At 70.9% G+C, this 18,432-nt stretch carries 12 protein-coding genes; 2 read left to right on the top strand and 10 right to left on the bottom strand.

Annotated features, from left to right (window positions below; all coding sequences use genetic code 11):
* Window positions 1-90: 90 nt before the first annotated feature.
* The 7 genes from ACYVHU_RS00890 to ppdK all read right to left on the bottom strand — a co-directional run bounded on the left by ACYVHU_RS00890 (window position 91) and on the right by ppdK (window position 10,252).
* The gene (locus tag ACYVHU_RS00890; protein WP_498947508.1) at window positions 91-1,449 is read right to left on the bottom strand and encodes an L-arabinose isomerase family protein; all 1,359 of its coding nucleotides are present in this window, start codon (window positions 1,447-1,449) and stop codon (window positions 91-93) included.
* 35 nt (window positions 1,450-1,484) lie between these two features.
* On the bottom strand, window positions 1,485-2,180 hold the full coding sequence (locus ACYVHU_RS00885) for an L-ribulose-5-phosphate 4-epimerase (RefSeq protein WP_078760209.1): 696 nt from the start codon (window positions 2,178-2,180) through the stop codon (window positions 1,485-1,487).
* Between the two features lie 46 nt (window positions 2,181-2,226).
* Window positions 2,227-3,873, bottom strand: a complete 1,647-nt coding sequence (araB, locus tag ACYVHU_RS00880) for a ribulokinase (RefSeq protein ID WP_200813529.1) — start codon at window positions 3,871-3,873, stop codon at window positions 2,227-2,229.
* Window positions 3,874-3,931: 58 nt separating this feature from the next.
* Window positions 3,932-4,981 carry a LacI family DNA-binding transcriptional regulator gene (locus tag ACYVHU_RS00875; protein ID WP_200813507.1) on the bottom strand — a complete coding sequence of 350 codons (1,050 nt, stop codon included), beginning with the start codon at window positions 4,979-4,981 and terminating at the stop codon, window positions 3,932-3,934.
* A 154-nt stretch (window positions 4,982-5,135) separates the two neighbouring features.
* Entirely contained in the window at window positions 5,136-6,386 is a 1,251-nt protein-coding gene (locus ACYVHU_RS00870) for a deoxyguanosinetriphosphate triphosphohydrolase family protein (protein WP_498947344.1), read from the bottom strand.
* Between the two features lie 28 nt (window positions 6,387-6,414).
* On the bottom strand, window positions 6,415-7,329 hold the full coding sequence (locus tag ACYVHU_RS00865; RefSeq protein WP_235000725.1) for a YdcF family protein: 915 nt from the start codon (window positions 7,327-7,329) through the stop codon (window positions 6,415-6,417).
* 244 nt (window positions 7,330-7,573) lie between these two features.
* Window positions 7,574-10,252, bottom strand: a complete 2,679-nt coding sequence (ppdK, locus tag ACYVHU_RS00860; RefSeq protein ID WP_498947343.1) for a pyruvate, phosphate dikinase — start codon at window positions 10,250-10,252, stop codon at window positions 7,574-7,576.
* Window positions 10,253-10,766: 514 nt separating this feature from the next.
* On the opposite strand from ppdK, the gene trhA reads away from it, so the two are divergent.
* Entirely contained in the window at window positions 10,767-11,441 is a 675-nt protein-coding gene (trhA, locus tag ACYVHU_RS00855) for a PAQR family membrane homeostasis protein TrhA (RefSeq protein WP_235000775.1), read from the top strand.
* Between the two features lie 249 nt (window positions 11,442-11,690).
* Here the strand turns inward: trhA and ACYVHU_RS00850 are convergent, their stop codons facing one another.
* Window positions 11,691-13,079 carry a glycine--tRNA ligase gene (locus tag ACYVHU_RS00850; protein ID WP_498947342.1) on the bottom strand — a complete coding sequence of 463 codons (1,389 nt, stop codon included), beginning with the start codon at window positions 13,077-13,079 and terminating at the stop codon, window positions 11,691-11,693.
* Between the two features lie 242 nt (window positions 13,080-13,321).
* Entirely contained in the window at window positions 13,322-13,609 is a 288-nt protein-coding gene (locus ACYVHU_RS00845) for an antibiotic biosynthesis monooxygenase family protein (protein ID WP_078760204.1), read from the bottom strand.
* A 173-nt stretch (window positions 13,610-13,782) separates the two neighbouring features.
* On the opposite strand from ACYVHU_RS00845, the gene ACYVHU_RS00840 reads away from it, so the two are divergent.
* Complete coding sequence (locus ACYVHU_RS00840) at window positions 13,783-14,535, top strand: copper homeostasis protein CutC (RefSeq protein WP_498947341.1); 753 nt, start codon at window positions 13,783-13,785, stop codon at window positions 14,533-14,535.
* A 16-nt stretch (window positions 14,536-14,551) separates the two neighbouring features.
* Here the strand turns inward: ACYVHU_RS00840 and ACYVHU_RS00835 are convergent, their stop codons facing one another.
* Window positions 14,552-18,193: a bifunctional glycosyltransferase/CDP-glycerol:glycerophosphate glycerophosphotransferase gene (locus tag ACYVHU_RS00835; RefSeq protein WP_078760202.1), complete on the bottom strand. Its 3,642-nt coding sequence runs from the start codon at window positions 18,191-18,193 to the stop codon at window positions 14,552-14,554.
* Window positions 18,194-18,432: the final 239 nt, after the last annotated feature.

Below are 18,432 nucleotides of genomic sequence, written 5' to 3'. Positions count from 1 at the left end.
CCGCGGTGCGGGGTGCGCGAGGCACCCCCTCGGGTGTGTGACTCGGACACAGCCGGAGCCCGGCGCGGGCCGGAGCCCGCGCCGGACCGGTCAGACCTGGACCAGCTCGATACCGGTCAGGGTGCACAACGCCGCCCAGTCGGCGGCGATCCGGCCGAGGTTCATGACCATGTGGTGGGTGCCGCCGGCCCGCAGCCAGGCGTCCATGCAGCCGCGGACTCCGCTGTCGGGACGGAACTGGCCGTAGGGCATCTCCAGGGCCGGCAGCTCCTGGGAGTCCAGTACCTCGCCCTCGGCCACGACCAGCCGGAACCGCTCGCCGCCGAGGTAGACCAGGGACGCGAGCGTCGCGGGGCCCGGCTGGATGCGGAACAGCAGGGTGGGCGGGTCGTCGAGGCGGCCGATGCCCAGCGGGCGCTTGATCAGCCGGATCGGCTCGTCGGAACGCGCGACCCTCCAGTTGCCCTCGCCCATGTGGCTCATGAGGATGGAGTCACTGGGGAAGTCCATCGCGTACATCTCGGTGAAGTGCCCGTCTCCGGCGAGCTGGTGCCCCGCGTAGACGATGGACGCGGCGAGCACGTCGCCCTCGCCGGCGAACCCGTACCCCTTGGCCATGAGGCTGGAGGCCGAGGCCATGGGCAGCCGGGCGAACCGCCCGTCCTCGGCGATCGCGTCGAAGTGGGTGGAGTAGGCGCCGATGCCGCGTCGGGCGAGAATCCGCTCGATCGCGATCTGCATGCGCGCGTGGTCGCCGCGTTCCTCCTTGGACAGGCGCGGGTCGACGTCGAACCGCTCGTCCTCCCAGGCCATCAGCTCCTCGACGGCGGAGTCGGGCAGTTCCTGTACGGTGCGGTGCAGCTCGCCGGGGGCGATCGCGACGACCTCGGGGCCGAGCCTGCGCAACAGGGCGGACTCGTCCACGCGGGCGTCGCCCATGCCGTTCATCGCGTACCCGAACACGCCGACCTTCAGCGTCTTCCACGCGGTGACCGCCCGCGCGGCGCGCGCCCAGCGGCCGACCCGCTCGACGAAGGCGTCGTCGTTCCACTCGCCGGTGACCACCTCGAAGGGCAGGCCGGCGCGGACCATCGCGTTGGCGGTGTCCTGCGCGCCGTGGATGCCCTGGTTGTAGGTCATGTCGTCCATGTCCCAGGCCGGCGTCACCGCGGGGTCGGGCTGGACGTTGGCCAGGCACACCGGAAGGCGCATCCCGGCGAAGAGCCGGGCGGCCCGCAGCGACGGCGCGTAGGTGAGCATCACGATCAGGACGCCGTCGAGGTCGGCGTCCTCGAACGCGCGGACCGCGCGCTCGGTCTCCTCCCGGCCCTTCACCGGCCCGCCGACGACGCACTCGACGACGCCGGAGAGACGCTGGGCGATGTCACGCGCGTAGCCGGCCTGGCGTTGGGTGATCCCCGGGATCATGTGGTCGTAGAGCTCCTGCATGATCCCGAGAACCCCGATGCGGGGCAGACGGTCGGTCACGAACCGGCTCCTTCCGTGGTGTCGTCGGCGGCCCGCTGGCCGTAGACGTTCTGGTAGCGGTGGTAGAGGGCGTCGACGTGCTCGGGCGCCAGCGGTTCGACGGGACCGTGGACGCGGGCCAGGTGGACGGTGCGCGCGACGTCCTCGCACATCACCGCGGCCTTGACCGCCGACCGGGCGTCGCGGCCGATCGTGAAGACCCCGTGGCTGCGCATGAGCACGGCGGGCGAGCGGTGTCCCGTCAGCGTCGCGACGATGCCCTTGCCGATGTCGTCGCCGCCGATCAGCGCGAACGGCCCGACGGGGATCTCGGCCCCGAACTCGTCGGCCATGGCCGTGATGGCGCACGGGATCGCCTCGCCGCGCGCCGCCCAGGCGGTGGCGTAGGGACTGTGGGTGTGGACGACCCCGCCGACCTCGGGCATCTCGCGGTAGACATAGGCGTGTGCGGCGGTGTCGCTGGAGGGGGCGTAGGCGCCGTCGACCACGGTTCCGTGAAGGTCGGTCACGACCATCGATTCGGGGGTGAGGTCGTCGTAGAGCACTCCGCTCGGTTTGATGACGATGAGGTCGGTTCCCGGCACCCGGGCGGAGATGTTTCCGCTGGTCCAGGTGACCAGGCCCCAGCGCACGAGTTCGTCGTGCAGGGCGCAGACCTCGCGGCGTAGTCGGTCGACGCTGTCGGTGGGCACGGTCGTCGGCTCCTTCCGTGGCCGGTGGCCGTCAGGGGGTTCGGGGTCAGCCGGGGGTGACCCGGTTGCGGATGCGGCGCAGGCGGTGCAGCGCCCCGTCGCCGCCGCGGCCGAAGTGGTCGTGGAGGTCGGTGTAGATCGCGTAGAGCTCGTCGTAGGCGTCGGCCCGCTCCGGGTCCGGCAGCACGGCCGCCTCGCGGACCCGGCCCATCGCCGCTGAGGCCGCGTGGATGTCGGGATAGGCTCCGGCCGCGACGGCGGCGTGGATCGCGGCGCCCAGGGCCGGCCCCTGGTCGGAGACGATGGTGTTGAGGGGGCGGCGCAGCACGTCGGCGTAGACCTGCATGACGAAGGGGTTGCGCACCAGCCCTCCGGCGACCGTGAACTCGGTGACCGTGACTCCGGAGGCGTCGAAGGCGTCGACGATGGTCCGCGCGCCGAAGGCGGTGGCCTCGACAAGGGCCCGGTAGATCTCCTCGGGCCGGGTGGCCAGGGTGAGCCCGGCGATGACGCCAGACAGGTCGTGGTCGACGAGGACCGACCGGTTCCCGCTGTGCCAGTCCAGGGCGACCAGTCCGTGGCCGCCGACCGGCTGGCCCGCGGCCTTGGCGGAGAGCAGGTCGTGGATCGAGACGCCGAGCTCGCCGGCCTGGCGGACGTAGTCGTCGGGCACCGAGGTGTCGGCGAACCAGCCGAAGATGTCGCCGACCCCGCTCTGCCCCGCCTCATATCCCCACAGCCCCGGCACGATGCCATCGCGGACCACGCCGCACATGCCGGGCACCTCGGCGAGGACGTCGGAGTTCATCACGTGGCAGGTGCTGGTGCCCATGACCGCGAGCATCTGGCCGGGGGCGACCGTCCTGGCCGCGGCGGCGGTGACGTGGGCGTCGACGTTGCCCACGGCCACGGCGATGCCCTCCGGCAGCCCGGTCCACTCGGCCGCGCGCGAGGTGAGCCCTCCCGCGCGTCCGCCGAGCTGGGAGAGCGGATGGGCCAGCTTGTCCTCGACGAATCCGGCGAAGTCGGGATGGAGTGCGGCGAGGTAGCCGCGGTCGGGCCAGGCGCCGTCCTGGTGGATGCCCTTGTAGCCGGCGGTGCAGACGTTGCGCGTCTCGCGGCCGCACAGTTCCCAGACGATCCAGTCGGCCGCCTCGATCCAGCGGTCGGTGCGCTCGTAGATCTCCGGATCCTCGCGGAGGACCTGGAGCGCCTTGGCGAACTCCCACTCCGAGGAGATGCGGCCGCCGTAGCGGGCCAGCCACCGTTCCCCCCGCTCGCGGGCGACCTGGTTGACGAGGTCGGCCTCGGGCTGGGCGGCGTGGTGCTTCCACAGTTTGGGGTAGGCGTGCGGGCGGTCGGTGTAGTCGGGCAGCTCGCACAAGGGGGTTCCCTCGGCGGTGACCGGCAGCACGGTGCAGGCGGTGAAGTCGGTCCCGATCCCGATGACCTGGTCGGGGGCGACCCCGCTGGCCGCCAGGGCCTCGGGGACGGCGCGGCGCAGTACCTCGCGGTAGTCCTCGGGGAGTTGGAGCGCGGTGTCGGGTGGGAGCCGTCGCGTTGATCCGGGCAGCGTCTGGGAGATGACGCCGTGCTTGTAGGGGCAGACGGCGCTGGCGAGTTCGGCGCCGTCGGAGACCCTGACGACCACGGCGCGGCCGGACAGTGTCCCGAAGTCGACCCCGATCACCACGGGAGTCACATTGTTAGCGTTAACATCAGGAGACACGGGGGTTCCCCTCCTCATGGGGTCATCTGAGCTGCACGGGAGCGGTACTGGCCCGCACCACCAGTCGGGCCGGAACGACGTCGCGGAGGTCCTCCTCCGTCTCCGTCGCACCGGCCGACCCCTTCCGCGCGCGCCGGTCGATCTGGTCCACGAGCAATCGGATGCTGCGACGTCCCACGTCGCTGAAGTTCTGCCACACGGTGGTCAGCGGCGGGGTGAAGAACTCCGCTTCGGGAACGTCGTCGAACCCGGCCACGCTGACCTCTTCGGGAATCCGGATCCCCGCCTCCCCCAGCGCCCGCAGCACTCCCAGCGCCATCTGGTCGTTGGCCACGAACACGGCGGTGATGCGGGGGTCCTCGGCCAGGCGCAGCCCGATCTCATACCCCGAACGCGGGCTCCAGTCGCCGCGGAGCGGTTCGGGGATCGGCGCCCCGGCGGCCTCCAGCGCCTCGCGCCAGCCCTGGACCCGCCCTTCGGCCTCCAGCCACTCCATCGGGCCGGCGACGTGGTGGACCGTGCGGTGGCCGAGCCCCAACAGGTGCTCGGTGACGGCGCGGGCCCCACCGACCTGGTCCACGCACACGACGGGAAGGCCCGGGGCCCGACCGCCCTCCACCGCGACCAGGGGCCTGGCCACCGACACGTCCGTCAACGACTCCACCGCGGCGCGCTGCGGCGCGATCACGATGCAGCCCTCGACCGACTGTTCGGCCAGGTAGTCCAGTGCCTCGCGGACGGAGGCGCGGGAGATGTCGGTGAGCGTGACGATGCTGACGAAGTAGCCGGCCTCCCGGGCCGCTCGTTCGATCCCCGACAGCGTGCTCGCCGGCCCGTAGAGGGTGGTGTCGAAGGTGACCACGCCGAGGACGTTGGTCCGCCGGGTGACCAGGGCGCGGGCCGAGGAGTTGCGGTGGTAGCCCAGTTGTTCGATGGCGGCCTGGACCCGCGCCTGGGTCTCGGGGCGGACGTTGGGATGGCCGTTGAGCACGCGGGAGACGGTCTGGTGGGACACCCCCGCGAGCCGGGCGACATCCGCCATGACCGGGCTGCGGCCGTTCTCGGAGGACATGGGCGATCGACACCTCGTGAAGTTTCCGTTAACGCCGGTGTGACGTGAGCTACATTGTTAGCGCTAACAAACGAGGCGTCAAGGGGTCCGGGTTATCTGGATCACACCGCCTGGACGGCGGCGCGCGCCCTTCCCCGGTGCCGCGCGCGGCCGGTCATCCCACCAGCCGGCGGTGCCAGGCCAGCGCCGAGGTGTCGGTCAACGACGCCACCTGGTCGATCACCACCCGCAGCGCCGCGGCGTCACCGGGCGCGTGCTCGTAGTCCGCCCGGAAGGGCTCCTCCAACGTTCCCGGGGCGCCCAGCCAGATCGCCGTGACGAGCTCGGCGATCACCTCGCGCTCCCGCGCCTGGTACTCCAGCGCCTCCGAGCGCGCCATGACGTAGTGGACGGCGACCGCCTTGAGCAGGGCGCACTCCAACAGCCGACGACGCGGCACGACCAGCGTCGCGGCATAACGGCTGAGCGGTCCGGGACCGTGGACGCGACGGGTGGCCGCCTCCGCGGCCCTGCGGAAACGGCCGATGAGCTCGCTGGTGAGGTTCTTCAGCGCGGCGAGCGAGCGCAGGTCGCCGGTGTAGCGGTCCGGCCAGAAGGGTTCGGCCAGCAGCGCGTCGAAGACCTCGGCCAGCTCGGCGGGCGAAGCGTCGGTGTAGGCGCGCGCGGCGATCGCGCAGACCTCGGCGCGCTCGGTCGCGCTGCGCAACGCCGCCAATTGGATCAGGCCCGCGTGGATCCCGTCCTCCAGGTCGTGAACGGAGTAGGCGACATCGTCGGCCCAGTCCATGACCTGGGCCTCCAGGCAGGTACGGGTGCCCGGCGCCCCCTCGCGCACCCAGGCGAAGACCTCGGCGTCGTCGGGATAGTGGTTGAACTTGTTGCCGGCGGCCCCCTTCGCGCCGCGCGCCCAGGGGTACTTCAAGGTGGCGTCGAGGGCGGCGCGGGTGAGGTTGAGGCCGGCGCTGCGTCCCCCCTCGGTCACGACCTTGCCCTCCAGGCGGGTCAGCAGCCTCAGGCTCTGGGCGTTGCCCTCGAAACCGCCGCACTCCCGCGCCGCGGCGTCGAGCGCGGACTCGCCGTTGTGGCCGAACGGCGGATGTCCCAGATCGTGGGCGAGGCAGGCGGTCTCGACCAGATCCGGGTCGCATCCCAGCGCACCGCCGAGCTCACGGCCGATCTGGGCGCACTCCAGCGAGTGGGTGAGCCGGGTCCGCGGGAAGTCGCCCGCCCCCGGGCTGACGACCTGGGTCTTGGCCGCGAGCCTGCGCAGCGCGAAGCTGTGCAGGACGCGGGCGCGGTCGCGTTCGAACGGGCCGCGGGCGCGGTTCTTGGGTGGTTCGAGGACCCAGCGCCGCAGGTCGTGGTCGGCGTAGCCGGGCGGGGCGGCCCCGGCGGTCGCGGTCATGGCTTGGTCCCGGATTCGCTCGTCGTGCTCAGGCGGCGTCGACCTGCAACGACGAGCTGTCGCCGAAGATCCAGTAGTACCAGAGGGACGCCGTCTCGCGGGTGATGTACCACAGCTGGGTCCGGCGCTCCTGGACCGCCGGACCGGAGCGGGCCGGCGAGGTGGCCGCCTCTATCCCGAAGTCCTCGGCCATGATGCGCGAGCGCAGTGAGTGCCACGGGTCGGTGACGATGACGGCGGTGGTCCAACCGTTCTGCTGGAACACCCCCGACACCGCGTCGATGCTCTGCAACGTGTCGCTTCCCCGGTCCACGGCGACGATCCGCTCTCCCGGAACGCCGTGGCGGATCAGCCAGTCGCGACCGCTGCCCGCCTCGGTGAAGTTGTCACCCGGCTGGTTACCGCCGACGGTGACCACGGTGGGGGCCACGCCCTCGGCGTACAGCTCCGAGGCGTGGGCCAGGCGGGCCTCGAAGATCGGCGAGGGACGTCCGTTGTACTGGCTGGCGCCCAGCACGATGATCGCGTCGGAGACGGGACGATCGTCCTGCCGCGCGGTGTACCACACCCAGGCCCAGGTGCCGCACGGCAACGCCACGGCGATCGCCAGCACCAGCGCGAGGATCCGTCCGACGGGCGGGCGCCGTCGGCGCGGGCGGGGCGTCCGGCCCCCGGACGGCGGGGGCGGGGCGTCCTCGGCCGTCGGGCGGGGGCGGCGCAGTTCGCGGGTGCGCCCCGGATCGCCGTCGGGCATCGTCCGGGTGAGCGTGCGGGTGGGCTCGCCCCCCGCCGGCTCCGTGGCGGGCCTGACCATGGTGCGGGTGCGGTCGGGGTCGCCGACCGTGGCCTCGACGTCGGCACGGACGAACCGTAGTGTCTCCTCCGCGCCGGGCGGGAGGCCTGGCCCGTCGTCCCCGCGCGGTTCCTCACCGGTTGCCCGCACGTCTCACCCCCTGAGTGGCTGTTGACCCGCCTGACGATAACCACAAACAGCTGCAAAAAGGAGTTTCGTCGGCGAAATCGGCGGTTCTTCGTCCCCGGCGAGCGCGGCGTCACGGACGCGGCGTTCGGGGCGCCGGTCTCGTTCATGCTACGAGAAGGTCACGGCGGTTTTTGTCACCGTGGCCCCGCCGGGTCGGGAAAACCGGGACCGGTGTGGCGCGGGGCACACCACACCGGAGGGGTCGTCAGGAGCGGGCCGCGGCCCGACCCGCCTCCAACCGGGCGACGGGCACCCGAAACGGCGAACAGGACACGTAGTCCAGGCCCACCTCGTGGAAGAAGTGGACCGACGCCGGGTCGCCCCCGTGCTCCCCGCACACGCCGAGCTTGATGTCCGGGCGGGCGGCGCGTCCCTCCTGCGCCGCGAGCCGCACCAGCCGGCCGACACCGTCCACGTCGAGCGACTCGAACGGGGAGACCCCGAACACCCCCTTCTCCAGGTAGTTGGAGAAGAACGACGCCTCGACGTCGTCGCGGGAGAAGCCCCATACCGTCTGGGTGAGGTCGTTGGTGCCGAAGGAGAAGAACTCGGCGTTCTCCGCGATCTGCCCTGCGGTGAGCGCGGCGCGGGGCAGCTCGATCATGGTGCCGATGGGGAAGTCCAGCTCCACCCCGTGCTCGGCGCCGACCTCGGCGAGGACCCTCAGGGACTCCTCGCGGATGATCTCCAGCTCCTGGACCGTGCCCACGAGCGGGATCATGATCTCCGGGCGCGGCCGCCCGCCGGCCTTGATCCGGTCGGCGGCGGCCTGGGCGATCGCCCGGACCTGCATCGTGAACAACCCCGGCACGACCAGGCCCAGCCGTACCCCGCGCAGGCCCAGCATCGGGTTCTGCTCGTGGAGCCGGTGGACGGCCTGGAGCAGCCGCAGGTCGCCCTCGTGCTCCTCGCCGCGCGCCTCGGCGACCGCGACGCGCACCGACAGCTCGGTGATGTCGGGCAGGAACTCGTGCAGCGGCGGGTCCAGCAGCCGGACCGTCACGGGCAGGCCGTCCATGGCCTCGAAGATGCCGGTGAAGTCCTCACGCTGCAACGGCAGCAGCGCCGCCAGCGACTCCTCGCGCTCCTTGTCGGTGTCGGCGAGGATGAGGCGTTCGACCAGGGTCCGCCGATCGCCGAGGAACATGTGCTCGGTCCGGCACAGCCCCACGCCCTGCGCTCCCATCCGGCGGGCCCGGGCCGCGTCCTCGGGGGTGTCGGCGTTGGCGCGCACGTTCATCCGCCGCGCGGCGTCGGAGTACTGCATGAAGCGGTGGACCGCGCGGACGAGGTCGTCGGCCTCGTCGGAGGCCGGGTCGATCTCGCCCTCGAAGTAGCGCACGACCGGGGAGGAGGCGACCGGGACCTCGCCGAGGAACACCTCGCCGCTGGTCCCGTCGATCGAGATGACGTCCCCTTCCTCGACGACCTCCCCACCGGGCGCGGTCATCCGGCGGTTCTTGGTGTCGATGTCGAGTTCCTCCGCGCCGCACACGCAGGTCTTGCCCATCCCCCGCGCCACGACGGCGGCGTGGGAGGTCTTGCCGCCACGGCTGGTGAGGATGCCCTGGGCGGCGATCATGCCCTCCAGGTCGTCCGGGTTGGTCTCGCGACGGCACAGGATGACGTTCTCGCCGCTGCGCGACCACTTGATGGCGGTGTAGGAGTCGAACACCGCCTTGCCGACCGCCGCGCCGGGCGAGGCGTTCATGCCCCGTCCCAATCGGTGCCGTGGGGCCTCGTGGTCGAAGCGGGGGAACATGAGCTGGGCGAGCTGGTCGCCGGTGACCCGGCCCACCGCCTCGTCCAGGCTGATCATCCCCTGGTCGACCAGCTGGTCGGCGATCCGGAAGGCCGCGGCCGCGGTCCGCTTGCCGACACGGGTCTGGAGCATCCACAGCTTGCCGCGCTCGACCGTGAACTCGATGTCGCACAGGTCGCGGTAGTGGTTCTCCAGTTTCTCCATGATGGCGAGCAGCTCGCCGTAGCTCTTGGGGTCGATCCGCTCCAGCTCGGCCAGGGGCAGGGTGTTGCGGATCCCCGCGACGACGTCCTCGCCCTGGGCGTTTTGCAGGTAGTCGCCGTAGACCCCCTGGCGGCCCGAGGCGGGGTCACGGGTGAAGGCCACCCCGGTGCCGGAGTCCATGCCGAGGTTGCCGAACACCATCGAGCAGACGTTGACGGCGGTGCCGAGGTCGGCGGGGATGCGTTCCTGGCGGCGGTAGAGCACGGCACGCGGCGCGTTCCAGGAGTCGAACACCGCGGTGATCGCCAGACGCATCTGTTCGCGGGGGTCGGCCGGGAAGTCACGGCCGGTCTGCTCACGGACGATGTCCTTGAAGACCTCGACCAGGGAGGCGAAGTCCGCGGCGTCGAGGGCGAGGTCGTCGGTGACGCCCTTGCGGCGCTTGAGGTCGTCGATGGCGTCCTCGAACAGCTCGCCGTCGATGCCCTGGACGGTCTTGCCGAACATCTGGATCAGGCGGCGGTAGGAGTCCCAGGCGAACCGTTCCTCGCCGGCCTGCGCCGCCAGGCCGTGCACCGCCGCGTCGTTGAGGCCGATGTTGAGAACGGTCTCCATCATGCCGGGCATGGAGAACTTCGCGCCGGAGCGGACGCTGACGAGCAGCGGGTCGTCGGCCTGGCCGAGTCTCTTGCCCATGGCCTCCTCCAGGGCGGTCAGCGCCTCCTCGATCTGCGCGTCGAGCCCCTCGGGTACCCGGCCGTGTTCGAGGTAGTGCCGGCAGGCGTCGGTGGTGATCGTGAAGCCGGGCGGAACCGGGAGACCGAGGTTGGTCATCTCCGCGAGGTTGGCGCCCTTGCCGCCGAGCAGGTCCTTGAGGTCCTTGTTGCCCTCGGTGAAGTTGTAGACGTACTTGGGCACGGGAACTCCTTGCTTGCGTCGAGGCCCGCGGGGCCTCGTGACCCCGAATGGGCGCGACTCTATCCGGACAGCGAAAAAATCTTCCCCAGCACACCCCGTTATCCGCGTTTTCGCAGCACACAGCGCCGTTTTGGTTTAGACCAAAGGTCTAATCGACGATTTCGGAGAGACCCAGGTCACCGGGGTTCTCACTCCTCCACGCGAAGCGGCGGGCCGACACTTCCCCTCATCACGCCACCCGACCGCCACCCCGCCCGTCTTCTGGTCCACACTGACCGGGAGAGGCCTCGCGGATCACCCTCGAAGCCCCTTCCCCTGTGCCGAGAGCCACATTCCTACCGACAAGTAACCTACGGTTGCGTAGGTAGAGTTCTGGACAGGGCAGCACAGCCCTCGCGGCCACCGGTGCTGCCGGAGCCGACCCGACGGAGAAGAGAACGTGCCTCCAGACCACAGCGACGACGCGCCGAACCAGCCCTCCACGGAGCCCACCCCGAGGAGACCCGAGAGCCCCTTGGACAAGGCCGGCTCCGCGGCGTCAGACCTGCTGAACGTGGTCAAACCCCGATTGCGCGGCTGGCTCCACCTGGGCACCGCCCCACTGGCCCTGGCCGCCGGCATCGTGCTCGTCGCCCTGGCCCCCACCGGCCTGTCCCGGCTGGCCAGCGCCGTCTACGCGCTCAGCTCCGTGTTGCTGTTCAGCACCTCGGCGATCTACCACGTGGGCCGCTGGTCGGCCAAGGGCATGGCGATCCTCCGGCGGATGGACCACTCCAACATCTATCTGATCATCGCCGGGACCTATACGCCCTTCGTCCTGCTCGTGCTCGACGGCACGCTGCGCACCGCGATGATCTCGCTGATCTGGGGCGCGGCCATCGCCGGCGTGCTGTTCAAGGTCTTCTGGCTGAACTCGCCACGCTGGCTGTCCACCGCGCTCTACATCGCGGTCGGCTGGGTGGCCGTCCTCTTCGTCCCCCAGCTGGTGGGCGGCACCCACCCGGCGACCTGGATCCTCATCCTGGTCGGGGGCATCCTCTACAGCGCCGGAGCGGTCGTCTACGGCCTGAAGCGTCCCGACCCCGCGCCTCGCTGGTTCGGGTTCCACGAGGTCTTCCACTCGTTGACGATCGCCGCCTACGTCTGCCACTACATCGCGGTGTCGTTCGTGGTCTACGGGTCGGGCTGACCAGCGGTCTGGCCACTTCCGGACGGGCAGTCACGATTCGCTCACACGACCGGACGGTAAGGGTGAAACCTCACAAAACTCCGGAATCACCTCGGTAGGTTGAGGACCGATCCTGATGGCCGTGTGCGGCCGTGAGGACCGAGTGAGGCGGCCGGACACCACCATCCCCCCGGATCCGGCCGTCTCCCTTCCTCGAACGAGCGAAGGCCCCGCACGTCGGACGTGCGGGGCCTTCGCTCGTGGAACCGGTCAGCAGCCGGGCAGGCGCTCGAACAGGTAGGTCTCGACCTGGTCGATGGAGACGCGCTCCTGGCTCATCGTGTCGCGCTCGCGCACGGTCACCGAGTCGTCCTCAAGGCTGTCGAAGTCGACCGTGACGCAGAACGGGGTACCGACCTCGTCCTGGCGGCGGTACCGCCGGCCGATCGCCCCGGCGTCGTCGAAGTCGACGTTCCACCGCTTGCGCAGGCGCGCCGCGAGGTCGCGCGCCTTCGGCGACAGGTCGGCGTTGCGCGACAGCGGAAGCACCGCCGCCTTGACCGGCGCCAGACGCGGGTCCAGCCGCATGACGACGCGCTTTTCGAGCTTGCCCTTGGCGTTGGGCGCCTCGTCCTCGTTGTAGGCGTCCAGCATGAACGTCAGCATCGCGCGGTCCACACCGGCCGCCGGCTCGATGACGTAGGGGACGTAGCGCTCCTTCTTCTCCTGGTCGAAGAAGAGCAGGTCGGTGCCGGACTTCTCCGAGTGCGTCCGCAGGTCGTAGTCGGTCCGGTTGGCGATGCCCTCCAGCTCGCCCCACTCGCTGCCGACGAAGTTGAACCGGTACTCGATGTCGACGGTCCGCTTGGAGTAGTGGGAGAGCTTGTCCTTGGGGTGCTCGTAGAGCCGCAGGTTGTCCTTTGAGATGCCCAGGTCGACGTACCACTGCATGCGGGTGTCGATCCAGTACTGGTGCCACTCTTCGTCGTCACCGGGCTTGCAGAAGAACTCCATCTCCATCTGCTCGAACTCGCGGGTCCGGAAGATGAAGTTGCCCGGCGTGATCTCGTTGCGGAACGACTTGCCGATCTGGCCGATGCCGAAGGGGATCTTGCGGCGCGCGGACTGCTCGACGTTCTTGTAGTTGATGAAGATGCCCTGCGCGGTCTCGGGCCGCAGGAACGCCAGCCCCGTCTCGTCTTGAACCGGACCCAGGTAGGTGCGCAGCAGGCCGTTGAACATGCGGGGCTCGGTGAAGGAGCCCTTCGCGCCGCAGTTGGGGCAGGCCAGGGCGGCCAGACCGCCCTCGGGCTCGCGGCCGTGCTTCTCCTCGTAGGCCTCGACGAGGTGGTCGGCGCGGAAGCGCTTGTGGCAGGACTGGCACTCGGTGAGGGGGTCGACGAAGGCCTGGACGTGGCCGGAGGCCTCCCAGACCTCACGCGCCAGGATGACGCTGGAGTCCAGCCCCACGACGTCGTCGCGCTCCTGGACCATGGAACGCCACCACTGGCGCTTGATGTTGTTCTTCAGCTCCACGCCCAGCGGGCCGTAGTCCCAAGAGGCGCGCAGACCCCCGTAGATCTCACTGGAGGGGTAGACCAGACCTCGCCGCTTGGCGAGGTTGACCAGGGTATCCATAGCCTCTGACTTGGCAGCCATAGCTGTATAACTCTCCATCCGGCTGGCGGTCGGCGGATCGCGGGAAAGCGCGACGCTCGAGAACAATGAGCTTCCAGCCTATTGGACGCCCGGGTCCTGACGAGCACCAACGGCGCCGCGCCCCGGGTCGGCCTGGGAGACGGGCGGCCTCTCGGGGTCCGGTCCCGGCTCCCCCGACCGGCGGCGCGGGTCCCCGACCGGACCCGCGCCCGACACGCGGGGACAAGGGCGACCGCGGCCGGTCACGGGCTCGTGGCGACCACCTCGAACGCGCTCGGCTCGTCGTGAGCGAGGGCGAGCAGCGGCACCGCGGCGACCTTGACGTCGAAGTCGGAGAGCGCCCTGCGGTAGTAGCCGGCGCCCTCCCACGAGGTCACGACGGTCCACAGGTCCGGGTCGTCGGCCGCGCGGCCGACACTGCCCTCCTTGAAGCCGGGCCTTCGACTCAACGCGCCGAGGGCCTCTCGGGCCCGGGCGACGAAATCGTCGGCGTCGTTCGGGGAGACGGTGTAACGGGTGATGACGATCACCCGACCATCGTGCCACCGTCCTCCCCCTCCGCCTCCCCGACAGCGAGGTCCCCGGGAACGCCGGGACCTCGGTTCCGGCGTTCTGGGCCACGGGCACCGTGGCCGTGTTCCGGCGCGCGCCCCGTGGTCTACTGGTCTATACCGGTAGGTACCACGAGGAAAGGGAGCCCCCCATGACCCTCCGCTTCGAGATCTGCGTCGACGGTGTCGAAGGCGCGCTCATCGCCGAGCGCGCCGGCGCCGACCGGGTGGAACTGTGCTCGGCGCTGTCGGAGGGCGGATTGACCCCGAGCCTGGGAACGGTCGAGGAGACGCTCGCCGCCACCTCCCGGATCCGGGTCCACCCGATCGTCCGGCCGCGTGGGGGCGACTTCGTCTACGACCGGCACGAGGTGGCCGCCATGGAACGGGACGTGTGGGCCTTCGCCGCCGCGGGAGTGCCCGGCGTCGTCATCGGCGCCCTGACCCCCGAGGGCAAGGTCGACCGTCCCGCGGTGGAACGCCTGGTCGCCGCGGCCCAGGGACTCTCGGTGACCTTCCACCGGGCCTTCGACATGGCCGCCGACCCCTTCTCGACCCTGGAGGAGCTGATCGACCTCGGCGTACAGCGGGTGCTGACCTCCGGCCAGGAGGCCACCGCCCCGGCCGGCGCGCCGCTGATCTCCGAGCTGGTGCGGCACGCCGGCGGACGGATCTCGATCATGCCGGGCGGCGGGGTGGACGAGCGCACCGCCGCGGACCTGGTGGCCCGCACCGGGGTGGACGAGCTGCACTTCTCGGGGATGGAGACGGTGCCCGTCCCGGTCGCGCACCGCAATCCGCGCGTTCGCATGGCGACCGCGGCGCCGGTCGACGAGACCGAGCGCCGCGTCAGCTCCCCCCGGCGGATCGCGGCCATCATGGCCGCCGCGCGGGAACAGGCCTGAGGACGGCCCGCCCCGGCTACCCCTCTCCGAAGACCCGGTCGACGACGCGCGCGGCCGCGCCGCCGTCGTCCAGCGGGCAGAACTGGTCGGTGAAGGCCCGGTAGCGGTCCGCGTAGGCGCGCGCGACGTCGTCGACCCCGACGATCGACTCGATCACGTCGTCGGACTCCAACAGCAGGGGCCCCGGGGCGGTCTCCTCGAAATCGAAGTAGAACCCGCGCAGGTTGTCGCGGTAGCTCTCGATGTCGTAGGTGAAGAACAGCATCGGCCGGCCGGTGTTGGCGAAGTCGAACATCATCGACGAGTAGTCGGTAACCAGGATGTCGGTGACCAGGAACAGCTCCATGATCTCGGGGTACAGCGAGACGTCGTAGACGAAGTCCTCGCCGACGATCGGCACGCTGTCGACGACGCGCGGGTGGCGGCGGACCAGCAGCACGTGGTCCTCGCCGAGCTTGTCGTACATGCGCCGCAGGTCCAGGTGCAGGTCCAGCTTGTGCTTGCCGCGCGTGTAGTACTTGTCGTCCCGCCAGGTCGGCGCGTAGAGGATCACCTTCTTGCCCTCGGGCAGGCCGAGACGGCGCCGGGTGCGTTCGGCGATCAGCTCCCGGTCGGCGGAGAAGAAGATGTCGTTGCGGGGGTAGCCGGTCTCCAGGATCTCGCCCTCGAACCGGAACGCCCGGCGCAGGATCGGGGTCGCCCACGGGCTCGGCGACACCAGGTAGTCCCACTGCTTGGTCTCCCACGCCAGCTTCTCGTGGTAGTCGCGGGCCTTGCCCCGGATGTTCTCGATGTCGAAGCCGATGCGCTTGAGCATCGAACCGTGCCAGGTCTGCACGACCACCTGTCCGGGACGGCGCGCGAACCAGGCCGGCTGACGGGAGTTGGTGACGATGTAGGCGGAACGGGCCAGAGATTCGTAGAACTCGCGGCCGTTGTGCCGCACCCGGGCGAGGTCGGCCGGGAGGTCGACCTGGCCGTCACGCACCAGCCACGACATCGGGTAGTCGGCCCACCGCCCGCCGCGGGCCCGAAGCTCGGCGTAGATGCTGTGCGGGCTGTCGGAGAACTGCCGGCCGGTGTAGCTGTCGAACAGGATGCCCTCGGTCAGCGCCTCCTCGCGCATCGCGGGGTAGGCCACCTCCCGCAGTTGACGCTGGGCGAAGGTGCCGCGTTCCTCGGGGCGCAGGTCGCTGCCGACCTTCAGCACGGGGGTGTCGAACCCGCTGTCGGCGAACTCGTAGACCCGTTCGGCGGTCTCCATCGTCATCGGCAGCTCGCGGACGACGTCGGGATCCAGCTCGGCCGTGACCTCGTGCTCCTCCTCTCCCGCAGGGCGCACTCGGGCGCCCAGCCGGTAGGTGCCCGCCGGCAGGGAGAGCGTTCCCGACAGGGTGGGGACGTCCGCGGGGGCGAGGAACGCGCGGAACTCCTCGCCGTCGCGCTCCATCGGGAACAGGTGCTGCTCGTCGCGCCCCCTGGCCTTGAGGACCAGCTCGGCGTCCAGGGCCGCGGCGTAGCGGCCGGTCAGGACGAGACGGCGGCCCTCCCAGCTCACACCGTGCAGGACGGGGCGCGCCGACCCCGCGCGCAGCCGGAGATGGCCCGTGCTGGTGCGCTGCACCGCGATCTCGCGGTGCCCGTCACCGGCCGGGTGGGCGGCGAGGGGGAGGTCGTCGGGCACGACGACCGGCAGTACGGTCCCGTCGTCCGCGCACAGTTCGACCCGCCATTGCTCCTGGCGCAGCGCGCCGTTGCCCTCGGAGACCGCGCGGCTGAGCAGGTCGAGGGCCGGGACACGGACGGTGAACCCGGTGTCGGAGGTGTGCAATGGGTATTCGAGCTCGCTCGTCCCGGGGAGCCGGACCAGACGCAACCGGTGCGGTTGCGCCGGCACGGGCGGGACGAACCGGCCGGTGAGCTCCAGCTCGGGCGCCCCCGTCCCCTGGTCCACCCGGTGGCCGGTGAGGGTGACCCGCAGCGGCTCCACCACGATCCGCAGCCGCTGGTCGGCGTCCCAGTCGGGACGGACCCACACGTCCTCGGCCACCTTGCGGTAGGGCGGCCGCTCCGGCGGGCCGGAGACCGGGTTGGCGATGACGCGCCGGCGGACCAGGCCCCGGTTGACCACGACGAGCTCGACCTGCCAGTCCGCCGACCGCCACTGGCCCGACACGCGCAGCCGGGCCGGGTCCACGGTGACCTCGAAACCGCCGTAGTCGTGCCGTGCGGCGTCGGGGACGTCGGGCAGCCGGTACTCGGCGGCCCGGCGCACCTTGACGGGCACCGGCTGGCGCCGCCCCGTCCCGGTCTCGACCAGGAAGGCCAGCAGGTGCTGTTGCCAACGGCGTCCGGCGCGCAGGTGCCGGATGCCGACGCGCCCGCCGATCACCAGCTGGCCGTCGACCCACTCGACCTTCTCGGTCTTTTGGCGCACCTTCAGTTCCTCGTCGAGACGGTAGATCTCGCGGGGCACGCCGGCCGCGGCGTCCTCGAAGAAGGGGTAGGAGATGTAGTAGTTCAGCCCCCGGCGCACCACGGGCGCCTTCTTCAGCTCGACGCTCTTTTGGAAGGTGACGGTCTCCAGGAGGAGGTCCATCCGGCGCTTGCGGACGAGGTGGTAGTTGAGCCGGTGCAGCACGCTCAACTCGTCGAGCACCTCGCGGGAGACGCCGTCGAGATAGGCGTTGACCAGGTCGAGGAAGCGGGCGCGCGCGGCCTCGTCGGCGTCGTCCAGACGCAGCAGGACCCGTCGCAGGTCCCGGGTGAGCGCGACCTGGTCCCACAGGGGCCGGTCGGCGCCGGCCAGGGCGGCGGCCAGGTCATCGATGGCGGTGATCCGCCTGGTCAGCACGTCGATGTCGCTGAGGTCGTTCTTGGTCTCGCGGTCGCGCAGGAGCAGGACCGGGGCGGGGACGGTCGCGACCGCGCGCGCCATGAAGTGGGCGCGCACGATGTCGAGGTCGGCGCAGTCGTCACTCGGGACGGTCTCGGGCAGGCGCTCCCACAGCGAACGGCGCCACACCTTGTTGCCGTAGGTGCGGTCGCCGATGAGGGCGGGGACGTCGCGCACGTGGACCGCGTCGCGGGCCCGGTCGAAGATCTTGCGGTGGGTGGAGGAGGCGCGCGCGCCGAGCTCGTTGAACCGGTAGACGTTCCCGGCGGCCAGGTCGCATCCCGACGTCTCGACGACCGAGGTGAGGTGCTCCAGCGCGTACTCGGTCAGCGCGTCGGCCCCCTCCAGGAAGAGCAGGTACTCCCCCGAGGCGACGGCCGAACCCGCGCGGCGCGCCGGCGCGTGCCCGGGGCTGGCCGAGTCGACCAGCCTGACGGTCGCCCCGCCCAGCGAGCGCCCGTCGTGCGCCTTGGCGACGGCGAGTCCTTCGGCGCGGGCCGAGTCGACGGACTCGCCGTCCTCCTGCTCGCTCTCGTCGCGGTCGCCGTCCTGGGCCGGGGCCTCCTCACCGTCGTCGGTGTCGCCTCCCGGCACCGGAGCGGGCCGCGCCGCGGTTCGGGCGAGGGGGTCCCGGGCCTCGACCGGCACCAGGAGGATTTCGACGTCGGCCATGTCCATGCTCTGCCGGGCCAGTGAGTCCAGGCAGTGCTGCAGGTGGGGCTCTGTGACGTCGAAGGAAACGATGACGCTGAGCTTCGGCACGGAAAAACAGTCTCCCAGGTGATCATCATGCGGAGCGGCGCGTACGACCGGGTGCGTCGGCGCCCGCGACGTGGAGCGACCCTAGGTCGGCATGGGTGAGTGGGTGGTAAACCGCCGTCGGCGGCCGGATCACGCCGCTTCGGCGCCTCCTAACCAAAATAACGGCACTGGCGCGGCCCGATACCTGACTCTCCGCCATCTGGTGTGCTCTCCCTCCGTCCCGACCCGGCGGCGGATAG

The sequence above is a fragment of the Marinactinospora endophytica genome, assembly GCF_054780875.1.
Note: the sequence above shows the minus strand (reverse complement) of the source record. Positions and strands in the feature narration are given on the sequence as shown.